Annotated in this window: 15 protein-coding genes; 4 read left to right on the top strand and 11 right to left on the bottom strand. The window is 73.9% G+C overall.

All coding sequences use genetic code 11. From position 1 onward, the window contains the following. Nucleotides 1-44 precede the first annotated feature (44 nt). Nucleotides 45-1,373 carry an AarF/ABC1/UbiB kinase family protein gene (locus tag OG982_RS20050; protein WP_266948997.1) on the top strand — a complete coding sequence of 443 codons (1,329 nt, stop codon included), beginning with the start codon at nucleotides 45-47 and terminating at the stop codon, nucleotides 1,371-1,373. Nucleotides 1,374-1,389: 16 nt separating this feature from the next. Here OG982_RS20050 and OG982_RS20045 read toward each other — a convergent pair whose 3' ends face one another. The 5 genes from OG982_RS20045 to OG982_RS20025 form a co-directional block, all read right to left on the bottom strand. Further along, nucleotides 1,390-1,596, bottom strand: coding sequence for a hypothetical protein (locus tag OG982_RS20045; protein ID WP_266784797.1), 207 nt, complete (start codon nucleotides 1,594-1,596; stop codon nucleotides 1,390-1,392). Between the two features lie 100 nt (nucleotides 1,597-1,696). Continuing rightward, the gene (locus tag OG982_RS20040; RefSeq protein WP_266784799.1) at nucleotides 1,697-2,029 is read right to left on the bottom strand and encodes a hypothetical protein; all 333 of its coding nucleotides are present in this window, start codon (nucleotides 2,027-2,029) and stop codon (nucleotides 1,697-1,699) included. Then, entirely contained in the window at nucleotides 2,026-2,394 is a 369-nt protein-coding gene (locus OG982_RS20035; RefSeq protein ID WP_266784801.1) for a WhiB family transcriptional regulator, read from the bottom strand. The genes OG982_RS20040 and OG982_RS20035 overlap by 4 nt, the downstream gene beginning before the upstream one ends. A gap of 182 nt (nucleotides 2,395-2,576) precedes the next feature. Then, nucleotides 2,577-2,906: a hypothetical protein gene (locus OG982_RS20030; RefSeq protein ID WP_266791835.1), complete on the bottom strand. Its 330-nt coding sequence runs from the start codon at nucleotides 2,904-2,906 to the stop codon at nucleotides 2,577-2,579. Between the two features lie 181 nt (nucleotides 2,907-3,087). Beyond that, on the bottom strand, nucleotides 3,088-5,253 hold the full coding sequence (locus OG982_RS20025; protein WP_266784839.1) for an ATP-dependent DNA helicase UvrD2: 2,166 nt from the start codon (nucleotides 5,251-5,253) through the stop codon (nucleotides 3,088-3,090). 156 nt (nucleotides 5,254-5,409) lie between these two features. Between OG982_RS20025 and OG982_RS20020 the strand changes: the two genes are divergently transcribed. After that, nucleotides 5,410-5,670, top strand: coding sequence for a mycoredoxin (locus tag OG982_RS20020; RefSeq protein WP_008741472.1), 261 nt, complete (start codon nucleotides 5,410-5,412; stop codon nucleotides 5,668-5,670). An 86-nt stretch (nucleotides 5,671-5,756) separates the two neighbouring features. Here the strand turns inward: OG982_RS20020 and nudC are convergent, their stop codons facing one another. The 6 genes from nudC to OG982_RS19990 all read right to left on the bottom strand — a co-directional run bounded on the left by nudC (nucleotide 5,757) and on the right by OG982_RS19990 (nucleotide 16,785). Then, nucleotides 5,757-6,692, bottom strand: a complete 936-nt coding sequence (gene nudC / locus OG982_RS20015) for an NAD(+) diphosphatase (RefSeq protein ID WP_266784842.1) — start codon at nucleotides 6,690-6,692, stop codon at nucleotides 5,757-5,759. An 80-nt stretch (nucleotides 6,693-6,772) separates the two neighbouring features. Then, nucleotides 6,773-8,179 carry a dipeptidase gene (locus OG982_RS20010; protein WP_266784844.1) on the bottom strand — a complete coding sequence of 469 codons (1,407 nt, stop codon included), beginning with the start codon at nucleotides 8,177-8,179 and terminating at the stop codon, nucleotides 6,773-6,775. A gap of 10 nt (nucleotides 8,180-8,189) precedes the next feature. Beyond that, nucleotides 8,190-11,948: a UvrD-helicase domain-containing protein gene (locus OG982_RS20005; protein ID WP_266784846.1), complete on the bottom strand. Its 3,759-nt coding sequence runs from the start codon at nucleotides 11,946-11,948 to the stop codon at nucleotides 8,190-8,192. Between the two features lie 66 nt (nucleotides 11,949-12,014). Further along, complete coding sequence (locus tag OG982_RS20000) at nucleotides 12,015-15,575, bottom strand: ATP-dependent helicase (protein ID WP_266948995.1); 3,561 nt, start codon at nucleotides 15,573-15,575, stop codon at nucleotides 12,015-12,017. Nucleotides 15,576-15,803: 228 nt separating this feature from the next. Beyond that, entirely contained in the window at nucleotides 15,804-16,160 is a 357-nt protein-coding gene (locus tag OG982_RS19995) for an MGMT family protein (RefSeq protein ID WP_323139268.1), read from the bottom strand. Between the two features lie 130 nt (nucleotides 16,161-16,290). Beyond that, the gene (locus OG982_RS19990; RefSeq protein ID WP_266948993.1) at nucleotides 16,291-16,785 is read right to left on the bottom strand and encodes a hypothetical protein; all 495 of its coding nucleotides are present in this window, start codon (nucleotides 16,783-16,785) and stop codon (nucleotides 16,291-16,293) included. Here OG982_RS19990 and OG982_RS19985 point away from each other — a divergent pair. Both OG982_RS19985 and OG982_RS19980 read left to right on the top strand, forming a co-directional pair. Then, the gene (locus OG982_RS19985) at nucleotides 16,687-19,221 is read left to right on the top strand and encodes a lysylphosphatidylglycerol synthase transmembrane domain-containing protein (RefSeq protein ID WP_266949953.1); all 2,535 of its coding nucleotides are present in this window, start codon (nucleotides 16,687-16,689) and stop codon (nucleotides 19,219-19,221) included. The two genes, OG982_RS19990 and OG982_RS19985, sit on opposite strands and share 99 nt — an antisense overlap. Nucleotides 19,222-19,701: 480 nt before the next feature. After that, complete coding sequence (locus tag OG982_RS19980; RefSeq protein ID WP_266784854.1) at nucleotides 19,702-21,294, top strand: alpha/beta hydrolase; 1,593 nt, start codon at nucleotides 19,702-19,704, stop codon at nucleotides 21,292-21,294. The last annotated feature ends 43 nt before the right edge of the window (nucleotides 21,295-21,337 follow it).

The raw sequence follows: 21,337 nt of genomic DNA, 5'->3' as shown, positions 1-21,337 counted from the left end.
AACTGCCGCTTGCGGCACAGCTGTCTGCGAACTGGAGGGGCGTTGTGTCTGATCTTCCCCGGAAAGCGGTCACCCGCACGGTCAAGCTGGCCGCGCTGCCGCTCGGTTTCGCCGGCCGGGCCACCTGGGGGCTGGGCAAGCGCATCGGGGGCAAGTCGGCGGAGATAGTGGCGCGCGAGCTCCAGCAGCGCACCGCCGAGCAGCTGTTCCGCACCCTCGGTGAACTCAAGGGCGGTGCCATGAAGTTCGGGCAGGCCCTGTCGGTCTTCGAGTCGGCACTGCCCGAGGAGATCGCCGGACCGTACCGGGCGGCGCTGACCAAGCTCCAGGAGGCGGCCCCGCCGCTGCCGGCGGGGACGGTGCGGCAGGTGCTGGCCGAGCGGCTCGGCGAGGACTGGCGGGACCTGTTCGAGGAGTTCGAGGAGAAGCCGGCCGCGGCCGCCTCGATCGGGCAGGTGCACCGGGCGGTGTGGCACGACGGCCGCCAGGTCGCGGTCAAGATCCAGTACCCGGGCGCCGGAGAGGCGCTGCTGTCGGACCTCAAGCAGCTGAGCCGGTTCGCCGGGCTGCTGGGGCCGCTGGTCCCGGGCATGGACATCAAGCCGCTGATCAAGGAACTGCGCGACCGGGTCTCCGAGGAGTTGGACTACGAGCTGGAGGCGGAAGCGCAGCGCAGCCACGCGGACGCCTTCGCGGACGACGCCGACGTGGTCGTGCCGGATGTCGTGCACCAGGGCGAGCAGGTCCTGGTCAGCGAGTGGATGGAGGGGACCCCGCTGTCGGAGGTGATAGCCGACGGCACACCGCAGGAGCGCGACCGCGCGGGCCAGCTGCTGGCCCGGTTCCTCTTCTCGGGACCCGCGCGCACCGGGCTGCTGCACGCCGATCCGCATCCGGGCAACTTCCGGCTGATATCCGGTGCCGACGGGCGGATGCGGCTGGGCGTGCTGGACTTCGGCACGGTCGACCGGCTGCCGGGCGGGTGGCCGAGGCCCATCGGCAGGTCGCTGCGGATGACGCTGGACGGCGACGCCGAGGGGGTTTACGGGCACCTGCGCGCCGAGGGGTTCGTCAGGGAGAGCATCGAGCTGGATCCCGGGGCGGTGCTGGACTACCTGAAGCCGATCATCGAGCCCGCCGAGGCGGAGGAGTTCACCTTCACCCGGCCGTGGCTGCGCGGTCAGGCGGCGCGGATCGGGGATCCCCGCTCCCCCGCGCACCAGTTGGGCCGTCAGATCAATCTGCCGCCCTCGTACCTGCTGATCCACCGGGTGACGCTGAGCACCATCGGCGTGCTGTGCCAGCTCGGGGCGACCGTGCGGCTGCGGGACGAACTGGAGGAGTGGCTCCCGGGGTTCCTGCCGGAGGACTGAGCGGGTGGCGGGCCCGTCACCACCAGGAGGAGTCGAGGCGGCCCTCGATCGCCCGGAGGTTGGCGCGCGCGCAGTCGACGCAGAAGTACTGTCTGGTCCCGTTCTCCACGGAGCAAGTCCAGGTGGGCGGGGCGCCGTCAGGGGACTGTGTGCCGCAGCGCGCGCAGACGACGGGCTGGGCCTGATGCCCCGACGGGGTGGGGTGGGGAGTCGGCTGGTCCACCTCCAGACGATATCCCCGCGGGGGCCGGAGCGCCCTGCGCAACGCACCGGGGGGACCGGTCCCTTCGGACCGGTCCCCCCGGGTGAGCCGCTGCCGGCTCTTACTGCATGACCGCCATGGCGAGCGCGCGCCGGGCGCGCATGGAGACGCGCTCGGCTCGCCGCTGCATGCGGCGCGCGGCGACCAGGCGCAGGGCGTGACGCTCGGCGTCCGCCTCACGCATGCGGTCGTCCATATGGGCACGAGCCATGGCTTCTGGGATGAGTTGCATTTCGCGGGTCCTGTTCTGACGCGAGGTGATCGCGCCTGCGGTGATGAAGTCTGCGGTGGCGGAGCCGTGCGGCTGCTCGCTCGTGGTGGCGTAGGGGGTCATGAGGGCCTGCTTCAAGGGGTCGTGCGTCAGGGGGCGGTCGATGGTTCCGATGGCGTTCATGCCGAGACCGGGTTCTTGCGCGGACGGCCACGCGGCCGCTTGCGGGCCACGACGACTCCCTGGACGAAGAGCTCGCCACCCCAGACGCCCCAGGGCTCGCGGCGCTCGACGGCGCCGGCGAGGCAGGCCTCGACGAGCGGGCAGGTGCGGCAGAGCGACTTGGCGTACTCGACGTCGGCCGGGGACTCGGCGAAGAAGACCTCGGGGTCGAAGGTGCGGCAGGGAACCGGAACGCCGAGGTTCTCGATGGCGTCGTCGAGCGCGGTGAGCGCGGTGAGCGGGGTCAAGGTGGAGTCCTCCGGGACTGCGGGCGGGGAGAGAGTCTGGGTCTGCGGTACGGACGGGGCGTGCGCTTCGAGTTGCACGGTGTTTTCTTCCTCGTCTTTGTCGTCTAGTCGTTCCGGCCGGGGTCGGCCGGGGTCGGCTGGTACCTGGTCTTGCCAGTCCCGAGGCCCCTTCGTGCGTCCGTCCCTGTTCGGGGACAAACAGAAGGGCCGCGGATCCCGGGTGGGGTTCCGCGGCCCTGAAGGCGCCGGCCTGATCGAGATCAGGCTGGATCACTCCAGGGTTCGAGCCCACGGAAGGCCCACATCAGGTGGTGCTGCTGCTTCGTCGTCTGCTTCGTCTGGGATCCGGCACCGGCTGCGGCCGCGAAGCCATAGGCGCCATGCGCCTGTGCTTCGGCCAGTACTGCCACCGGTGCCTGGGTCGGTCGCTCATTGCGCTCACTCGCCGGCAGCGCGGAGGCGGCCAGGAGGGCGCGGCTGTCGGCGGAAATCGCAGACAGACCGGTACCCCGGAGCGAGAGCTGAAGAGCGGAGGAGCCGAGCAGGCAGGAGGCGGCAACCGAGCGATCGGTCATTTTGGTGAAGGTCATGAAGCTGGTCACTGGTCTCGCCTCCTCTCGGCGTCTCGGGGACTCGGCCCCGGAGGGCCTGTCCCATACGTATTCGGATAAGTACAGCACGGATCAGGGGCTTCGGAGAAGCCACCGTTTCCGTTGCTAAGAACCTATGGGGATTCGCTGGGCATGTGCAAACTATTTTTCCGACGAGTTTCTACGCGTCGTCAGCTTCCCCGCCCCCAGGCTCCCCACCTGCGCAGATGGCCAGGACGTCGGCTCCGTACCGGTCAAGCTTGCGACCGCCCACCCCCGAGATCATCGAGAGCTCGCCCGCCTCGGCCGGAGCGGCCTCCGCGATCGCCATCAGGGTCTTGTCCGTGAAGACGCAGTACGCGGGCAGCCCCTGCTCCTTCGACTGGACCGCGCGCCACTCCCGCAGCCGCTCGTAGAGGCCCTCGTCCATGTCGGACGGGCACTCCTCGCAGCGCATCAGCTTCAGCTCGCCGGCCTCGGTCAGGGTCTTGCCGCAGACCCGGCACAGCGCCGGCCCGCGGCGGCCGCGCGCCCGGACCCCGCGCTCGGCCGCGCCGCCGGCCCGGCTGCCCGGGGCCGCGGAGCCCGGTCGCAGGCCGTTCAGGAAGCGGCTGGGGCGTCGGGAGGCCCGGCCGCCCGGAGCCCGGGAGAGGCCCCAGGAGAGCGTCAGGTGGATCCGCGCCCGGGTGACGCCGACGTAGAGCAGCCGGCGCTCCTCCTCGACCTGCTCGTCGGTCTTCGCGTACGTGATCGGCATCATGCCGTCGGTGAGGCCGACCAGGAACACGGCGTCCCACTCCAGGCCCTTCGCCGCGTGCAGCGAGGCGAGGGTGACGCCCTGGACGGTCGGCGCGTGCTGGGCGGCCTTGCGCTCCTCCAGCTCGACGGTGAGGTCGGCCAGGGTGGCGCCGGGCCGGGCCCGGGCGAAGTCCTCGGCGAGGCGGACGAGCGCGGCCAGGGATTCCCACTGGTCGCGGACGGCGCCGGAGCCGGCCGGCGGCTGCGCGGTCCAGCCGGTGGAGCTGAGCACGGCGCGGACCTGGGAGCCGAGCTCCACGACGTCGTCGAGCAGCGGGTCGTTGCCGCCGGAGCGGGCGGCTCCGCGCAGGGCGAGGATCGCCTTCTGGACCTCGGCGCGCTCGAAGAACCGCTCGGCTCCGCGCAGCTGGTAGGGGACCCCGGCGTCGGCGAGGGCCTGTTCGTAGACCTCGGACTGGGCGTTGATGCGGTAGAGGACGGCGATCTCGCCGGCCGGGACGCCGGCGGCGATCAGGTCCCGGATCCGGGCGGCGACGCCCTCGGCCTCGGCGGGCTCGTCGGGGTACTCGGCGTAGACCGGGTCGGGGCCGGGCTCGCGCTGCGAGACCAGCTCCAGCCGGTGCTCTGCGGCCCGGCCCTTGGCCTGGCCCAGCAGCCCGTTGGCGAGGTGCACCACCTGCGGGGTGGAGCGGTAGTCGCGGATCAGCTTGACCACGGTGGCCTGCGGGTACCGGGTGCGGAAGGACAGCAGGTGATCGGGGGTGGCGCCGGTGAAGGAGTAGATCGTCTGGCTGGCGTCGCCGACGACGCAGAGGCTGTCGCGGTCGCCGAGCCACAGCTCCAGCAGGCGCTGCTGGAGGGGGCTGACGTCCTGGTACTCGTCCACCACGAAGTGCTGGTACTGGGTGCGGATCTGCTCGGCGATGTCGTGCCGGTCCTGGAGGATGCCGACGGTGAGGAGCAGCACGTCCTCGAAGTCGATCATGCCCCGGTCGCGCTTGAGCTGTTCGTACGTCCCGTAGATCTGGGCGATCTCGGCCATGTCGCGGGGGGCCTCGCGGCCGGCCTTGAGAGCGGCCGCCGGATAGTCGGCGGGCACGGTCTGGGTGACCTTGGCCCACTCGATCTCGCCGGTGACGTCGCGCAGCTCACCCCGGTCGAGGCGGATGCGGCAGCGCGCGCCGGCCTCGGCGACGAGCTGGATCTTGCGCTCGACGAGGCGGGGCACGTCGCCGCCGATGGCCTTGGGCCAGAAGTACTGGAGCTGGCGCAGGGCGGCGGAGTGGAAGGTCCGGGCCTGGACCCCGCCCGCGCCGAGGGTGCGCAGCCGGCCGCGCATCTCGCCGGCGGCGCGGTTGGTGAAGGTGACGGCCAGCACACTGGCGGGCATCAGCTGGCCGGAGCGGACGCCGTAGGCGATGCGGTGGGTGATCGCGCGGGTCTTGCCCGTCCCGGCGCCGGCCAGCACGCACACCGGTCCGCGCAGGGTCGTCGCGACCTCGCGCTGCTCCGGGTCCAGGCCCAGGAGCACCGCGTCGGCCGAGTCCGCGGCGGCGGGGAAAGCTGAGGAGTGCGTTGCTGCTGTCACCCCGCCATGCTGCCAGGTCTGGTGGGCCGGGCGAGAAAGTTGTCCACAGGCGGCACCTGTCCGTCGTACCGGTGCGCCGCGGCGGGCGGGAATGGCGGGGCGGTCCCGCACGTTCGAGTACTCGGACCACCGAGGCCCCACGAAGGAGAGCGCAGCATGCAGGACACGGGCACCGTCACGATGTACAGCACGACCTGGTGCGGCTATTGCAACCGGCTGAAGAAGCAGCTGGACCGGGAAGGCATCGCGTACAACGAGATCAACATCGAGCTCGACCCGGCGTCCGCGGCGTTCGTGGAGCAGGCGAACGGCGGCAACCAGACGGTTCCGACCGTCCTCGTGAAGTCGGTCGGCGGCAACGAGTCCGTCATGACCAACCCGAGCCTGGCCCAGGTCAAGCAGGCCCTCGCCGTCTGAACCGGCCCCGGGACGCCGTACGCGCGCAGAAAGGCCCCCGCCACGCGGCGGGGGCCTTCTGCCGTATCGGGCCGGTGTGACGAACGTTACGCCGCCGGGCGCGGCAGCGGTTCGCCGTACCAGAGCTCGACGAGGCGCGCGGCGATCGAGATCCCCGCCGGGGGCAGCACCTCGCCGCTCTCGATCGCGGCACGCAGTTCCTCGCGGGAGAACCAGCGGGCCTCCTCGATCTCCTCGCCGTCCACCGTGATCTCCGAGGTGACGGCGCGGGCCGTGAAGCCCAGCATCAGGCTGTACGGGAACGGCCAGGGCTGGCTGGCGACGTACTCGACCTCGCCGACGCGGACCCCCGCCTCCTCCCACACCTCGCGGATCACCGACTGCTCTATGGACTCGCCCGGCTCCACGAAGCCGGCCAGCGTCGAGAACCGGCCCTCGGGCCAGTGCACCTGGCGGCCCAGCAGCGCGCGGTCGTGCTCGTCCGTGACCAGCATGATCACGGCCGGGTCGGTGCGCGGGTAGTGCTCGGCGCCGCAGCCCGGGCAGCGCCGGATGTGCCCGGCGGCCGCGACGACGGTGCGCTCGCCGCAGCGGGAGCAGAAGCGGTGCATCCGCTGCCAGTTCTCCAGCGCGACGGCGTGCACCATCAGCCCGGCGTCACGCGGGGACAGCAGCAGCCCCGCCTCGCGCAGGCCGGCCGGGCGGGCCGACTGGTCCATGCGGCCCGGCAGGGCGTCCTTCTGGAGCGCGAAGTACCGTACGCCGTCCTCGTCGGTGCCCAGGAAGTAGCGGTGGGTCTCGGTGACGGGGGCCTCGAAGGCGGGGGTCATCACGATCCCGCTGCCGCCGTCGGGGGTGTCGTCGATCAGGACCTGGCCGCCGGAGACGACGAACACGCGGGTCGTGGGGTGGCTCCAGGCGGCGGCGAGCCATGCCTCGTCGAGGCGGTGGTGCGCGGCGCGGTCGATTCCGCTGGGCGCGGCGAGCGAGATCGGGCGCTTGGGCTCGGTATGGGTGCTCACAGGTACTTCCAACTCCCCCGGTGGTGGGACAAGGCAGGCGTACGGACGTGGGTGCGCGGGAGCGCCGGGCGGCGCGGGGGTCAGGGGGCGGCGGGCCAGTTCCGGGCGAGGTCTCCCCAGAGGTAGGCGGTCGTCTCGACGCCCTTGAGGAGCAGGTCGAGCTCGACCTTCTCGTTCGGCGAGTGCCAGCCGTCGGAGGGTACGGAGATCCCGAGGAAGAGGACGGGCGCGGCCAGGACGTCCTGGAGGTCCGCCGCCGGCCCCGAGCCGCCCTCGCGGGTGAAGCGGACCTTCTGGCCGAAGGCGCGGCCCATGGCCCGTACGACGGACTGCAGGGCGGGGTGGTCCAGCGGGGTCAGGCAGGGCCGGGTGGGGGCGCCGAAGGTGATGGAATGCCGGATTCCGGCGGGGATCCGGGCCGCGACCCACTCCCGGACGGCCGCCTCGACCTCGTAGGGGTCCTGTCCGGAGACCAGGCGGAACGAGAGCTTCAGGTGCGCGGAGGCGGGCACGATGGTCTTGCCGCCGGGGCCCTGGTAGCCGCCGCCGATGCCGTTGACCTCGGCGGTCGGGCGGGCCCAGACGCGCTCCAGCGTGGAGTAGCCCTTCTCGCCGGACGCGGCGTGCGACTTGGCCGTACGGAGCCACTCGGCCTCGTCGAACGGCAGCTCGGCGATCAGCTCGCGTTCGGCGTCCGTGAGCTCGGCGATGTTGTCGTAGAAGCCGGGGATGGTGACGCGCTCGTCGGCGTCGTGCAGGGCAGCGACGAGGCGGGCGGCGACGGTGGCCGGGTTGGGGACGGCCCCGCCGAAGGCGCCGGAGTGGATGTCCTGGTCCGGGCCGTGGAGGTCGATCTCGCAGTCGGCGACGCCGCGCATGCCGGTGCAGACGGTGGGCGTGGTCTCGGACCACATGCCGGTGTCGGAGACGATCACGATGTCGGTGGCGAGGCGCTCCGCCTCGCGCTCGACCAGGGCGCGGAAGTGCGGGGAGCCCGACTCCTCCTCGCCCTCGACGAGCAGCTTGAGGTGCACGGCGGGGGCGTCGGCGCCGGTCGCGGCGAGGTGCGCGCGGACGCCGAGGGTGTGGAAGAAGACCTGGCCCTTGTCGTCGGCGGCGCCGCGGCCGTACATCCGGCCGTCCCGGACGACGGGCTCGAACGGGTCGGTGTGCCAGCCGTCGGCGAGGGCGGCGGGCTGCACGTCGTGGTGCCCGTAGACGAGGACGGTGGGGGCGGCCGGGTCGGCGGCGGGCCACTCGGCGAAGACGGCCGGGGCGCCGTCGGTCTCCCAGACTTCGGCGACCGGGAAGCCGGTCTCCTTGAGCTTGCCGGCGAGCCACTCGGCGCTGCGGCGTACGTCGCCCGCGTGCTCGGGCTGCGCCGAGACGGAGGGGATGCGCAGCCAGTCGACGAGGTCGTCGAGGAAGTCCGCGCGGTGGGTGTCGATGTACGTGCGGACGACGCTGTCCGCCGGGAATTCGCTCATGGCCACGAGCCTATCCGTCCGCCTGAGGGTCGCCGTCCGCGTCCGATTTGCCTTGGAGGATCCGCTCAAGACGGGCCCGGTCGGGGAGGTCGCGCGGGCGGATCACGCGGCCGCTGCGGACGTGGAGGAAGGCGGCGGTGATGTCGGCGAGGGGGGTGCCGGTGGTCTCCGACCAGGCCAGACGGTAGACGGCGAGCTGGAGGGGGTCGGCGTCGGTGGAGCGGCCGGTCTTCCAGTCGACGATCTCGACGGTGCCGTCGGGGTTCTTGTAGACGGCGTCGATCCGGCCGCGGATGACGCGGCCGGCGAGGGTGAGCTGGACGGGGACCTCCATGCGGTGGGGGGTCCGCTCGGCGTAGGCGCTGCGCTCGAAGGCCGCCTTGAGGGAGGCGAGGTCGGCCTCGTCGGCGATCTCCTGGTCGGAGCCGGGGAGCTCGGTCTCGGGATCGAGGACGTCGAGGAGGGGGAGCGGGAGCTCGTCGAAGCGGGACTCCACCCAGGCGTGGAAGCGCGTGCCTTGGCGCGCCGCGGGCTGGGGGGGCTGGGGCATGGGGCGGGCGAGGTCGCGGGCGAAGGCCTGTTCGTCGGCGGCGAGGCGCAGGAGCTGGCTGGCGGAGAGGGCGGCGGGCAGCGGGACGTCGCGGACGGCGGCCCTCGCTCGCCGGAGCTCGCCCTCCAGGGCGTCGAGGTCCCGGTCCCAGGAGGCGATGGCCCGCGCCTCTTCGGACGTGACCCGCCCGGTCGACTCCGCCGGGTCCACACCCCCGGCGGGCTCCGCCCAGGGGTCATCGCCTGCCCGGGCGGCGCCGACGGGCTCCGCCCCGGCGAAACCGCCCGCTGCGGCGGGGCCGGTGGGCTCCGCCCACGATTCGTCGCCGGCCCAGGCGGCGCTGGCGGGCTCCGCCCAGGAGGCGTCCCGCGGTGTGGGGGCGTCCGCGTGCGGGGAGGGCTGGTCCCCCAGCCCGCCCCTTCCCGAAACCGGGGCTCCGCCCCGGACCCCGCCGGGGGCTCCGGGCACGGCTGCGTCGGCGCCGGCCGGGGGCGGTACGGGCCCGTCGGCGGGACGCGCCCCGGGCACGGCTGCGCCGCCCGCGGGGTGGGGCTGCTGGGCGTGTGGGTCGGGGAGGGCCTCCGGCCACGGGAGGTCGTCGGGTGGGGGTGGGGACCACGGGTCCTCCTCCGGCCAGGGGGCGTCCTCGTAGGACGGGTCCTCGCAGTCGGGGGGCCAGAGGTAGGAGAGCTGCGCCGGAGGCGGGGTGGCCAGGTGGGATTCGACCAGCGCGGCCGCCCGGCGGCGGAGGGCGAGGGACGTCGGGTCCAGGGGGAGGGGCCAGGAGTGGTCCGGGGTTTCGGGCGTCGACAGGGCCGGGTTGACCGCGTCCGGCTCCGGTTCGTCCGCCCAGGCCTCGATCTCGCCGTGGCCCGCCTCGCAGTGGCGGCGCAGGGCGTCCAGGAACGCCGACGGGCCCCGGCGCCTCTTCTGCGTCGGGCCCCACCAGTGGCCCGAGGCCAGCAGGAGAGAGCGCGGGCGCGTGAACGTCACGTACCCGAGGCGGAGCTCCTCGACCTCCTTGTGGGACTTCAGGGCCGCCTTGAAGGACTTCAGGCCCGCCGAGGTCCACGCCGGATCCCCCGGCAGGGTCTCCGCGTCGCCGCGCAGCGCGTACGGCAGGACCTTCGCGTACGAGGTCCAGGCCTCCGGGGCCTTCTCCTTCGGGAACGAGCCCGCGCACAGGTCCGGGACCACCACCACGTCCCATTCCAGGCCCTTGGACTTGTGCGCGGTGAGGACCTTGACCGTGTTCTCCCCGCCCGGCAGCGCGTGGTCCAGGCCCTTCTCGTACTGGGCCGCCGTACGCAGGAACGCCAGGAACGCCAGGAGCGAGGCCTCGCCGTCCAGGGAGGCGAAGCCGGCCGCCACGTCCAGGAAGCCGGACAGCGTCTCGCGGCGGCGGGCCGCCAGGGCGTGCGGGGACGCCGACAGCTCCACGTCCAGCCCGGTCGTGCCCAGCACCCGGTGCAGTACGTCCATCAGCGGGTCGGCGAGCGAACGCCGCAGGTCGCGCAGCTCCTGGGCGAGGTGCGCGAACCGGACCCGGGCCTCCGCCGAGAACGGCAGGTCGTCCACGGGCGCGGCGGAGGAGTGCCCCGCGCCGTCCAGGAACGTCTCCAGCGCGTCCGCGAGCGAGACGACCTCGACCGGGTCCACCCCCTCGACCGCCGCCGCGAGGCGCTCGTCCGGGTCCACCTCGCCCGGCGCCCGGGCGACCAGCTGCCGCGCCCGGCGGCCCAGCAGCGCGAGGTCCCTGGCGCCGATCCGCCAGCGCGGCCCGATCAGCAGCCGGACCAGCGAGGCGTTGGCGCCCGGGTCCTGGAGGACCTCGCAGACGGCGACCAGGTCGGCGACCTCCGGCAGGTGCAGCAGCCCGGACAGACCGACCACCTCGACCGGCACGTCCCGGGCGACCAGCACGGCCTGGATCCGGGCGAAGTCGCCGCCGGACCGGCACAGCACCGCGATCTCGCTCGGCTCCGTCCCGGTGCGGACCAGGTGCGCCACCGAGTCCGCGAGCCACTCCAGCTCCTGCGCGTGCGTGGGCAGCAGCGCACACCGCACCGAGCCGGCCAGCTCCTCCCCCGGCGCCGGGCGCAGCGCCTCGACCCCCTCGTGCATCGACCGCAGCGGCGCGGCCAGGCCGTTGGCCAGGTCCAGCAGGCGGCCGCCGCTGCGCCGGTTCTCGCTCAGCGAGAAGCGGGTGGCGGGGCTGCCGTCACCGTGCGGGAAGTGCTCGGGGAAGTCGTCCAGGTTGGCCACGGAGGCCCCCCGCCAGCCGTAGATCGCCTGGCAGGGGTCGCCGACGGCGGTCACCGCGTGCCCGGTGCCCGCACCGAAGAGGCCGGACAGCAGCAGCCGCTGCGCGACGGAGGTGTCCTGGTACTCGTCGAGCAGGACCACCCGGAACTCCTCGCGCAGCAGCGCCCCCACCTCGGGCCGGGTGGTGGCCAGCCGCGCGGAGAGGGCTATCTGGTCGCTGAAGTCGAGCAGGTCGCGGGAGCGCTTGGCGGCGCGGTAGCGCGCGACGAGCTCGACCAGTTCGAGGCGGCCGCGCACCGCCTCGGGGACCTTGCGCAGGTCCTCGTTGCCGAGCTTGGTGCCGGCCAGCACGTCCAGCAGGCCGGTGTCGTACGCGCGCAGGTCCTCGGTCGTGACCAGGTGCTCGGAGAGTTCCGCGTCAAGCGCGAGCAGGTCGCTGACGAGGTCGGGGATCGACTTGGTCAGCGACGGGTACGGGCCGGGGGCCTCGCGCAGCACACGGGCGGCGAGCTGGAAGCGGGTGGCGTCGGCGAGCAGCCGGGCGCTGGGCTCCAGGCCGATGCGCATGCCGTGGTCCTTGAGGAGCTGACCGGCGAAGGCGTGGTACGTGGAGATGCGCGGCTCGCCGCCGGCCGCGTCGGCCTCGGCCGGCGAAGGGTCCGGGTCGGTGATGCCGGCCCGCGCGAGGGCCTTGCGGACGCGCTCGGCGAGCTCACCGGCGGCCTTGTTGGTGAAGGTCAGGCCGAGGACCTGCTCGGGGGCGACGGCGCCGGTGCCGACCAGCCAGACGACGCGGGCGGCCATGACGGTGGTCTTGCCGGAGCCGGCGCCCGCGACGATCACCTGCGGGGCGGCGGGGGCGGTGACACAGGCCATCTGCTCGGGCGTGAAAGGGATGCCGAGGAGCTCTTTGAGCTGCTCGGGGTCGGTGAGGACGGACGGACGCGCGGACACGTGAAGAGGCTAGCCCGAGCGACTGACACTCCCCGCCGCCGTCTCACCCCACAAGACCCGCTGCGCTCACTCCACGGTCTGGCGGCCCTCGGGGCGGGCCGTGCAGGCGCTGCGGAAGGAGCAGTGGTCGCAGTGCTTGCCGGTGGCGGGCGCGAAGCGCTCGTCGAGGACCCGGCCCGCGGCGCTGGCGAGCAGGTCGCCGACCCATTCGCCGTCGAGCGGCTGCTGGGCCTGGATCTTGGGCACGGCGTCGCCGCCGTCGCGCTGGGCCGCGCCCTGGCGCAGCTGGACGAGTTCGGCGCCGCCCGCCTCGGGGCGCAGCCCGTCGAAGACCTCGTCGACGGCGCCCTCGCGGACGGCGAGCTGGTAGACGGCGAGCTGGGGGTGGCGGGCGACCTCGTCCTTCGTCGGGGCGCCCTTGCCGGTCTTGAAGTCGACGACGTAGGCGCGGCCCTGCGGGTCGGCCTCGACGCGGTCCATGGAGCCGCGGATGCGGACGGCGTACTCGCCGGCTTCGAGGGTGACGTCGAAGTCGTGCTCGGTGGCCACGGCCTCGCGGCCGCCGCGGTCGGTGGTGTGCCAGCGCAGGAAGCGTTCCAGGGCGGCGCGGGCGTTCTCCTTCTCCTGGCGGGACTTCCAGGGGGCGTCGAAGGCGAGGGCGTCCCAGACGGTGTCGAGGCGTTCCATGAGGACGGCGAGGTCGGCGGGGGTGCGGCCGGAGGCGACCTCGTCGGCGAGGACGTGGACGACGTTGCCGAAGCCCTGGGCGGCGGTGGAGGGGGCGTCGGCCTTGACCTCGCGGCCGAGGAACCACTGGAGCGAGCAGGTGTTGGCGAGCTGGTCCAGGGCGCTGCCGGACAGGGCCACGGGCCGGTCCCGGTCGCGGAGCGGGACGCTGCTGCGGGTGGGCTCGTACAGGCCCCACCAGCGCTGCGGGTGCGCGGCGGGGACGAGCGGGCGGTCGTCCCCGTCGGTGAGCGCGGCGAGGCGGGCGAGGCGGCGGGCGGCGGCGTCGCGGAGGGCGGGCGAGGCGTCGGGGTCGACGGTGGTGGCGCGGAGTTCCGCGACGAGCGCGGGCACGGCGAGGGGGCGGCGCGGGCGGCCGGTTACGTCCTTGGGGGTGACTCCGAGCTCGGTGAGGAAGCGGGAGGGCTGGTCGCCGTCGTCGGCGGGGGCCTTGACTGCGGTGACGACGAGGCGGTCGCGGGCGCGGGTGGCGGCGACGTAGAACAGCCGGCGCTCCTCGGCGAGGAGCGCGCCGGGGGTGAGGGGTTCGGCGAGGCCGTCGCGGCCGATGCGGTCGGCCTCCAGGAGGGAGCCGCGGCGGCGGAGGTCGGGCCAGAGCCCTTCCTGGACGCCGGCGACGACGACGAGGGACCACTCCAGGCCCTTGGAGCGGTGGGCGGTCATCAGCCGTACGGCGTCGGTGCGGGCGGTCTTGCCGGTGAGGGTGTCGGCGGCGATGTCCTCGGCTTCCAGCTGTTCGAGGAAGTTGAGTGCGCCGCGGCCGCCGGTACGTTCTTCCGCGCGGGCGGCGGTGTCGAAGAGGGCGCAGACAGCGTCGAGGTCGCGGTCGGCGTTGCGGCCGGCCGCGCCGCCGCGGCGGGCGCTGCGTTCGAGGCGCTGGGGCCAGGGGGTGCCGTCCCAGAGGACCCAGAGGGCCTCTTCGGCGGTGCCGCCGCCCTGGAGGAGCTCGCGGGCCTTGCGCAGGAGCAGGCCGAGGCGCTGCGCTCCGCGGGCGTAGGCGGGGTCGTGGGCGGTGAGCCGCTCGGGCTCGGCGAGGGCCCGGGCCAGCAGGACGTCGGAGGGCGCGGGCACCTTGACCCCGGCGGCCCGCTCCTCGTCCCGCAACGCCCGCCCGAGCCGCCGCAGATCGGCGGCGTCCATCCCCCCGAGCGGCGACGCGAGCAACGCGATGGCCCCCTCGACACCGACCCCACCCACCTCGACGGTCCCGGCCCCGACCGCATCGGCACCGCCCTCGCCCACCCCGGCGCCTTCGGCGCCCGAGACCCCGCCCGGCTGCGCCGGGGCGTCGCCGGCCTGAGCCGCCGGATCGGCAATCCGCCCGGGGGCGGGGTCGCGGGAGGCTCCCCGCCCGCCCGCCCCGGGATCGCGATCGAGCTCGCCGCCCAGGACCTCCGCCGGCTGCGCCGCGTCGGCCGGCAGCGCGCCTGCGGTGTCCGAGGGGCCGGACGGCTGCGCCGGGATGTCGATCGCGGCGTCCGCGTTCTCGGCGGGGGCCGACGGGGCGGGCGGCTGGGTCGGGAGGTCGAGGGGGGCGTCCGCGGCCGTGGCGGCGACGCGGAGGGCGGTCAGGAGGGGGGTTATGGCGGGTTCGTGGCGGAGGGGGGTGTCCGTGCCGTCCGTCTCGGCGGGGACGCCGGCGGAGATCAGGGCGCGGCGCATCGCCGGGAGGGTGCGGCCGCCGGAGCGGACCAGGACGGCCATGTCCTGCCACGGCACGCCGTCCTCCAGGTGCGCCCGGCGAAGGATGTCGGCGATGTTGTCCAGCTCCGCGCCCGCCGTCGGGTACGTGAAGACGTCGACCCGGCCCCCCTCACGGGTCGGCTGCAGGGCGCGGTGTGCGCGGACGGCGTGAGCCGGCAGGCGGGGAACCGGCATGCGGGTGGTCAGGAGGCGGCTCGCGGTCAGGAGGGTCACGGACGAGCGGCGGCCGACGGTCAGGGCCCGTACCCGGGCGCCCGGGAAGGCGCCTTCGAAGTCCAGGACGTTGTTGATGTCGGCGCCGCGGAACGCGTAGATCGACTGGTCCGGGTCGCCGAAGGCGACCAGCGTCCCGCCCGGCCCCGTCAGCGCGCGCAGCAGCCGCAGCTGCGAGGCGTCGGTGTCCTGGAACTCGTCGACGTAGATCGCGTCGTACGCCGCCGCCAGCGCCGGCGTGCGCTCCGCCAGCAGCACGGCGCGGTGCAGCAGCTCCGCGTAGTCCAGGGTGCCCTGGAGGTCCAGGACGTCCAGGTACTCCGAGAGGAAGGCCGCCGCCGCCTGCCAGTCGGGACGGCCCTGGCGGGACGCGAAGTCGGACAGGGCGCGCGGGCCCAGGCCCAGCTCACGGGCGCGGGCCAGCACCGCGCGCACCTCGTCGGCGAAGCCCCGCGTGGTCAGCGCGGCCCGCAGGTCGTCGGGCCAGCGGATGGAGCGGAGCCGGCGCTGGCCCTCCAGCAGGGTGCGGACCATCACGTCCTGCTCCGGACCGGACAGCAGCCGCAGCGGATCCGCGAACAGGTCGGTGTCCTGGTGGGCGCGGACCAGCCCGTAGCAGAAGGAGTGGAACGTGGTGGCCTGCGGCGCCCGCGCCCCGCCCAGCCGCAGCGCGGCCCGGTCGCGGAGTTCGACCGCCGCCTTGCGGCTGAAGGTGAGGATCAGGATCCGGGAGGGGTCGGTGCCGGCCTCGACGCGGGCGGCGGCCGCCTCGACCAGCGTGGTCGTCTTGCCCGTACCCGGGCCGGCCAGCACGAGCAGCGGTCCGCCCGGGTGTTCAACCACCGCGCGCTGCGCTGCGTCCAGAACAGGAGGATCCAACCGTTCCGGTCCGGTGCGCACCAAGCGGTACGCGTCGGGGGTCCGCGTACGCCGCTCGGAGCGGTCGGAGGGAGAGGTGATCACGTGAGCTGCCGGTCCTGGTGCGTCTGCGGGGTCTTCTGGGGCTGCGGGGTCTGGGAGGTCTGCGAGGTCTGCTGTCGCGGCGACGGCCCGGGGGGCGATGGCCGAAGAGGCAACGCTACGCCAACCACCACGTCCCGCGCAGGGACCCCGGGCGCCTCGCACGGTCCGTCGCGCACTCCCCCGTACGCGTCTTCGACCGCCCGCCCGGGCGCCCCATGGCGGAAGCTGTCAGATGTGAGCCTCGTCCCTTCCGCCGGGCCCGGATTCCCCGTCGTGTCCGTCCCAGCGCGCCCTGCGCATGTCGAGCCGCTGCTCTCCGGAGGCGGTCTCGCGCAGCGGGGTGGACTCCGTCCGGTAGTGCTCCAGGGCGCGCCGCTCGCTGCCGGGCAGGGGCCGGCCGTCCGCCCTGACCACCCGCCACCAGGGCACGGCTCCCCCGTACAGGGCCATCACGCGCCCGACTTGGCGCGGTCCGCCCTCGCCGAGCCACTCTGCGACGTCCCCGTACGTCATCACCCGGCCGGGCGGAATCCGCTCGGCCGCGTCCAGTACCCGCTCCGCGTACTCGGGCAGCTCTTCGCTCATTCGGCACATGGTGCCGCACCTCACCGACAAAGCCTCGGAAGGTTTCCTTCCGTAATGGCGCGCACCCTGATGCCTCCCCCGCCTGTCCGTCCGTGCCACCATCTTCCGGGCGGTGACGCGTGATACGTGATCAAGAAGAGACGGATGTGAAGGCGAAGGAGCAGGGTGTGAGCCCTCCGGACGGCGCGGCGAGGAACGACGGCGCGCGCCCAGACGACGGCTCCGCCGCGCCCTCCGACACCCCGCCGCCGCAGGCCGGCGGCCCGGCCCCGGGGGGCGGTGACGCCTCCGCACGGCCCGGCGGCCCGGCCCCCGGCGCGGCGGCCGGGAGCGGCTGCCGGGCGGTCCGCCCGCGCAGCCCGACCACGGCGCCGCCGCGCGCGCCGGCGGCGACAACGGCGACGGCGACGACGCCCGCGTCGACGACGCCCGCGATCAGGGCCACGACCACGACCACGGCGAGGGCCCGGAGCGGCCCCACGGTCACGCCCCGACGGCCGCCGATCAGGTCGAGGTCGACGAACCGCTGCTCGCCGCCCGCGTCCACCGCCCCTCCGACCTGGTCCGGCTGCTCGTCGGCGTCCTCGGCATCGCCGTCGTCCTCGCCATCGCCGCCTTCGCCCACGGCACCACCGTCGGCCTGGAGGAGGACATCAGCAAGGGCACCGGCCAGGCGCCGGACCTGCTGATCAAGGTTGCCGGGCTGGTCTCCAGCATCGCCGTGCTCCTCGTCCCCGTCGCCTTCGCCATCGAGCGGCTGATCAAACGCGACGGACTGCGCATCGCCGACGGCGTGCTCGCCGCCGTCCTCGCCCACGGGGTGACCCTCGCGACCGACCTGTGGGTCTCCGAGGCCGCCCCCCAGAGCATCCAGGACGCCCTCACCCGCTCCGCCGGCGCCGGCGGAGCGCTCACCGACCCGGTGCACGGATACCTCGCGCCCGTCATCGCGTACATGACGGCCGTCGGGATGACCCGCAGACCGCGCTGGCGCGTGGCGCTGTGGCTGGTGCTGCTGCTCGACGCCTTCGCGATGCTGGTCAGTGGGTACACCACACCCTTCTCGATCATCCTGACCGTGCTGATCGGCTGGAGCGTCGCGTACGGGACCCTGTACGCCGTCGGCTCGCCGAACGTCCGGCCCACCGGACAGAACCTCCTGGCCGGCCTGCGCCGGGTCGGCTTCCAGCCGGTCAGCGCGATGCGCGCCGAATCACCCGACGGATCCGATTCCGAGCAGACCGACCGGGGGCGCAGCTACCACGTCACCCTGGAGGACGGGCCACCGCTCGACGTCACGGTCGTGGACCGCGAGCAGCAGGCGCACGGGTTCTTCTACCGCGTCTGGCGCCGCCTCACCCTGCGCGGCATCACCACCCGGCGCAGCCTGAACTCCTCGCTGCGCCAGGCGCTGGAGCAGGAGGCGCTGCTCGCGTACGCGGCCATCGCGGCCGGGGCGAACGCGCCGAAGCTGATCGCGACCTCCGAGCTCGGCCCGGACGCCGTGATGCTGGTGTACGAGCACCTGGGCGGCCGCTCCCTGGACTCCCTGCCCGACGAGGAGATCACCGACGGGCTGGCCCGCAACGCCTGGGAGCAGGTACGGGCGCTGCAGTCGCGGCGCATCGCGCACCGCAGGCTGACCGGTGACGCCCTGGTGGTGGATCGTTCCGGCAACGTCATCCTCACCGACCTGCGCGGCGGCGAGATCGCGGCCGGGGACCTGGTGCTCCGGATGGACATCGCGCAGCTGCTGACCACGCTGGGCCTGCGGGTCGGGGCGGAGAGGGCGGTCGCCTCGGCGGTGTCGGTGCTCGGCCCGGACGCGGTCGCGGACTGCCTGCCGCTGCTCCAGCCGATCGCGCTGAGCCGCTCCACGCGGGCGACGCTGCGCAGGCTGGCCCGGGAGCGGGCCGACCGGCAGCGCGAAGCCGTATTGGAGTCCTCGCGGGCGGCGAAGGCCGCGCGGGAGGCGGCGGGCTCCGACACGAGCCCGGCCGTCGACCGCAAGGCCGAGAAGAGGGCGCTGGACGACGCGCTCGACGGGGCCCGCGAGGAGGATCTGCTGAGCCAGATCCGCCAGCAGGTGCTGCTGATCCGCCCGCAGGCGCCGGTGGAGCCGGCCCGGCTGGAGCGGATCCGGCCGCGCACGCTGGTCTCGTTCATCGCGGGCGCGTTCGGCGCGTACTTCCTGCTGACGCAGCTGGCCCACGTGGACTTCGCGACGATCATCAGCGAGGCGCGGTGGGGCTGGGTCGGGGCGGCGCTGGCCTTCTCGGTCCTGACCTACTTCGCGGCGGCGGCGAGCCTGCTGGGCTTCGTGCCGGAGCGGGTGCCGTTCCTGCGGACGGTACTCGCGCAGGTGGCGGGGTCGTTCGTGAAGCTGGTGGCGCCGGCCGCGGTCGGCGGCGTGGCGCTGAACACCCGGTTCCTGCAGCGCTCCGGGGTCCGGCCGGGGCTGGCGGTCGCCAGTGTCGGCGCCTCGCAGCTGTTCGGGCTGGCGAGCCACATCCTGCTGCTGCTGGCGTTCGGGTACCTGACGGGTACGGAGAAGACCCCGGAGATGACCCCGTCGAGGACGGTCATCGCGGGTCTGCTGACGGTGGCGGTGCTGGTCCTCGTGGTGACGGCGGTGCCGTTCCTGCGGAAGTTCGTCGCGACCCGGGTCCGGGCGCTGTTCGCCGGTGTCGTGCCGCGCATGCTGGACGTGCTCCAGCGGCCGCAGAAGCTGGCGGCGGGCATCGGCGGGATGCTGCTGCTGACGGGCTGCTTCGTGATGTGCCTGGACGCGTCGATCCGGGCGTTCGGCGGCGGGCAGGCCATCAGCTACGCGAGCATCGCGGTGGTGTTCCTGGCCGGCAACGCGCTGGGGTCGGCGGCGCCGACGCCGGGCGGCATGGGCGCGGTGGAGACCACCCTGACGCTCGGGCTGATCGCGGCCGGGCTGGACAAGGAGGTCGCTATTTCGGCGGTGCTGTTGTTCCGGCTGATGACGTTCTGGCTGCCGGTGTTGCCGGGGTGGGTGTCGTTCAACTTCCTGACCCGCAAGGAAGCCATTTAGCTCCGCGGGGTTGTGGGGGGAGCTCCCGGCTCCGGCGCCGGCTCCCGCTCCGACTGCGACTGCGGCGGGGCTCCCGGTCGGGCTGCGGCTCCCGCCGGCTGCGACGCGGCTGCGGCTGCAGCACCGGCTCCCGCTCCGGCGAGCTGCGGCTGCGGCGCAACTCCCTCTGCGACTGCGACTCCCGCTCCGGGTCCGGGTCCCGCTCTCGCTCCGGGTCCGGGTCCGGGTCCGGTCCGGGTTCGGGTCCGGCGCCGCTGCGGCTGCGGCTGCGGCTGCGGCGGGGTTCGTGGGGCGGTTCGGGGCCTCGCCCGGGTGGAGTGCGGGGTGCACCCACGTCTCGGGCGTCGGTGGGGCCGGTCGCGGGGGGGGCGGGCACGGGCGCCGGAATCGCCGCCGCCCAGCCGTTGGCCGGCGCGTCCGGGCGGCCCCGAATGGGTCAGCGCGCGGGCGGGGCGCAGCCGGGGAACGCAGGATGGAGCCATGTCGAGAAATCTGCTGCGGGCCGCCGTTGCTGTCGTCGTCGCCGTGGGGCTGGTCGGCGGGTGTTCCGACAGTGGCGGGGAGAAGAAACCCAAGGCCGGCGGCACCGAGGGGGCCGAGCCGCTGAAGTGGGGGGAGTGCGAGGCGCCGACCCCCGCCGAGGGAGGCGGGGAGGCGCCGCCGAAGGACTGGCAGTGCGCCACGCTGCACGTCCCGCTCGACTACGCCGACCCCGAAGGAGAAACGATTCCTCTCGCGCTGATCCGGGCCAAGGCGCGGGACAAGGACAAGCGGCTCGGGTCGCTCGTCTTCAACTTCGGCGGGCCCGGCGGATCCGGGATCAGTACGCTCCCCGGCGCCGCCAAGGAGTACGACGCGCTGCGCGAGCGCTACGACCTGGTCAGCTTCGACCCCCGGGGCGTCGGCGCCAGCGCGCCCGTCAAGTGCGAGGACAACAAGCAGCTCGACGCGTACTACGCGCAGGACAACACCCCCGCGACCCCGCAGCAGGAGAAGGCCTACGTCGACGGCATCAAGCGGTACCAGCAGGCCTGCCGGACGAACTCCGGCGCGCTCCTGCCGTACGTCGGCACCGAGAACGCCGCCCGCGACCTGGACCGGATCCGCCAGGCCCTCGGCGACGAGAAGCTCAACTACTTCGGGATCTCCTACGGCACCGAACTCGGCGGGGTCTACGCCCACCTGTTCCCCAAGAACGTCGGCCGGGCCGTCTTCGACGCCGTCGTGGACCCGACGAAGACCTCCGAGGAGGGGGCGCTCGGCCAGGCCAAGGGCTTCCAGCTGGCGCTCGGCAACTGGGCGCAGGACTGCGTGAACCGGGGCGAGGAGTGCCGGCTCCAGGGCAGCACCGCCAAGGAGATCGAGGACAACATCATCAAGCTCCAGAAGGAGCTGGCCGCCAAGCCCATCCCGGGCATCGGCGACCGGATGCTGACCGAGTCCGCCGCGACCAACGGCATCGCCCAGGCGCTGTACTCCCAGGAGCTCTGGCCGCTGCTGGAGCAGGGGCTGGACGAGGCCGAGGGCGGTCAGGGGCAGCTGCTGATGGCGCTGTCCGACGCACTCAACGGCCGGGACCAGAACGGCAATTACAGCAACATCGGCGCGGCCAACACGGCGATCAACTGTGCGGACTCCAAGGACCGCTACACGCTGGAGGAGACGAAGGCCAAGCTGTCGGCGTTCCGCGCCGCCTCGCCCGTCTTCGGGGAGTTCCTCGGCTGGGCGATGCTGAGCTGCACCGACTGGCCGGTCCCGGGCGCGTGGGAGACCCCGGACGTGTCCGCCCCGGGTTCCGCGCCGATCCTGGTGATCGGCAACACCGGGGACCCGGCGACCCCGTACGAGGGCGCCCGCAACATGGTGGAGCGGCTAGGTCCCGGCGTCGGGGTGGAGCTCACGTACAAGGGCGAGGGGCACGGCGCGTACAACAGCGGCGACCCCTGTGTGCAGGCGGCCGTGAACTCCTACCTGCTGGACGGGAAGGTGCCCGCCGCCGGCGCTGTCTGCACGGCGACGCAGAGCCCCGCACAGCCGACCCCGTCCGTGCCGGCCGAACCCCTCGGAGCGTGAGAAGGGGCCGCACCCGCGCGGACGCGCGGCCACGGCCCCTTCC

This window comes from Streptomyces sp. NBC_01551, assembly GCF_026339935.1.
In the GTDB taxonomy this organism is placed as follows: domain Bacteria; phylum Actinomycetota; class Actinomycetes; order Streptomycetales; family Streptomycetaceae; genus Streptomyces.
This window is presented reverse-complemented; position numbering and strand designations above follow the sequence as displayed.

What these genes read in the sequence shown, in the direction of transcription:
- OG982_RS19995 (WP_323139268.1), bottom strand. Translation starts at nt 16,160, where the DNA reads ATGAGCGAAGAGCTGCCCGAGTACGCGGAGCGGGTACTGGACGCGGCC.
- OG982_RS19980 (WP_266784854.1), top strand. Translation starts at nt 19,702, where the DNA reads ATGTCGAGAAATCTGCTGCGGGCCGCCGTTGCTGTCGTCGTCGCCGTG.
- OG982_RS20020 (WP_008741472.1), top strand. Translation starts at nt 5,410, where the DNA reads ATGCAGGACACGGGCACCGTCACGATGTACAGCACGACCTGGTGCGGC.
- OG982_RS20040 (WP_266784799.1), bottom strand. Translation starts at nt 2,029, where the DNA reads ATGAACGCCATCGGAACCATCGACCGCCCCCTGACGCACGACCCCTTG.
- OG982_RS20030 (WP_266791835.1), bottom strand. Translation starts at nt 2,906, where the DNA reads ATGACCTTCACCAAAATGACCGATCGCTCGGTTGCCGCCTCCTGCCTG.
- OG982_RS20010 (WP_266784844.1), bottom strand. Translation starts at nt 8,179, where the DNA reads ATGAGCGAATTCCCGGCGGACAGCGTCGTCCGCACGTACATCGACACC.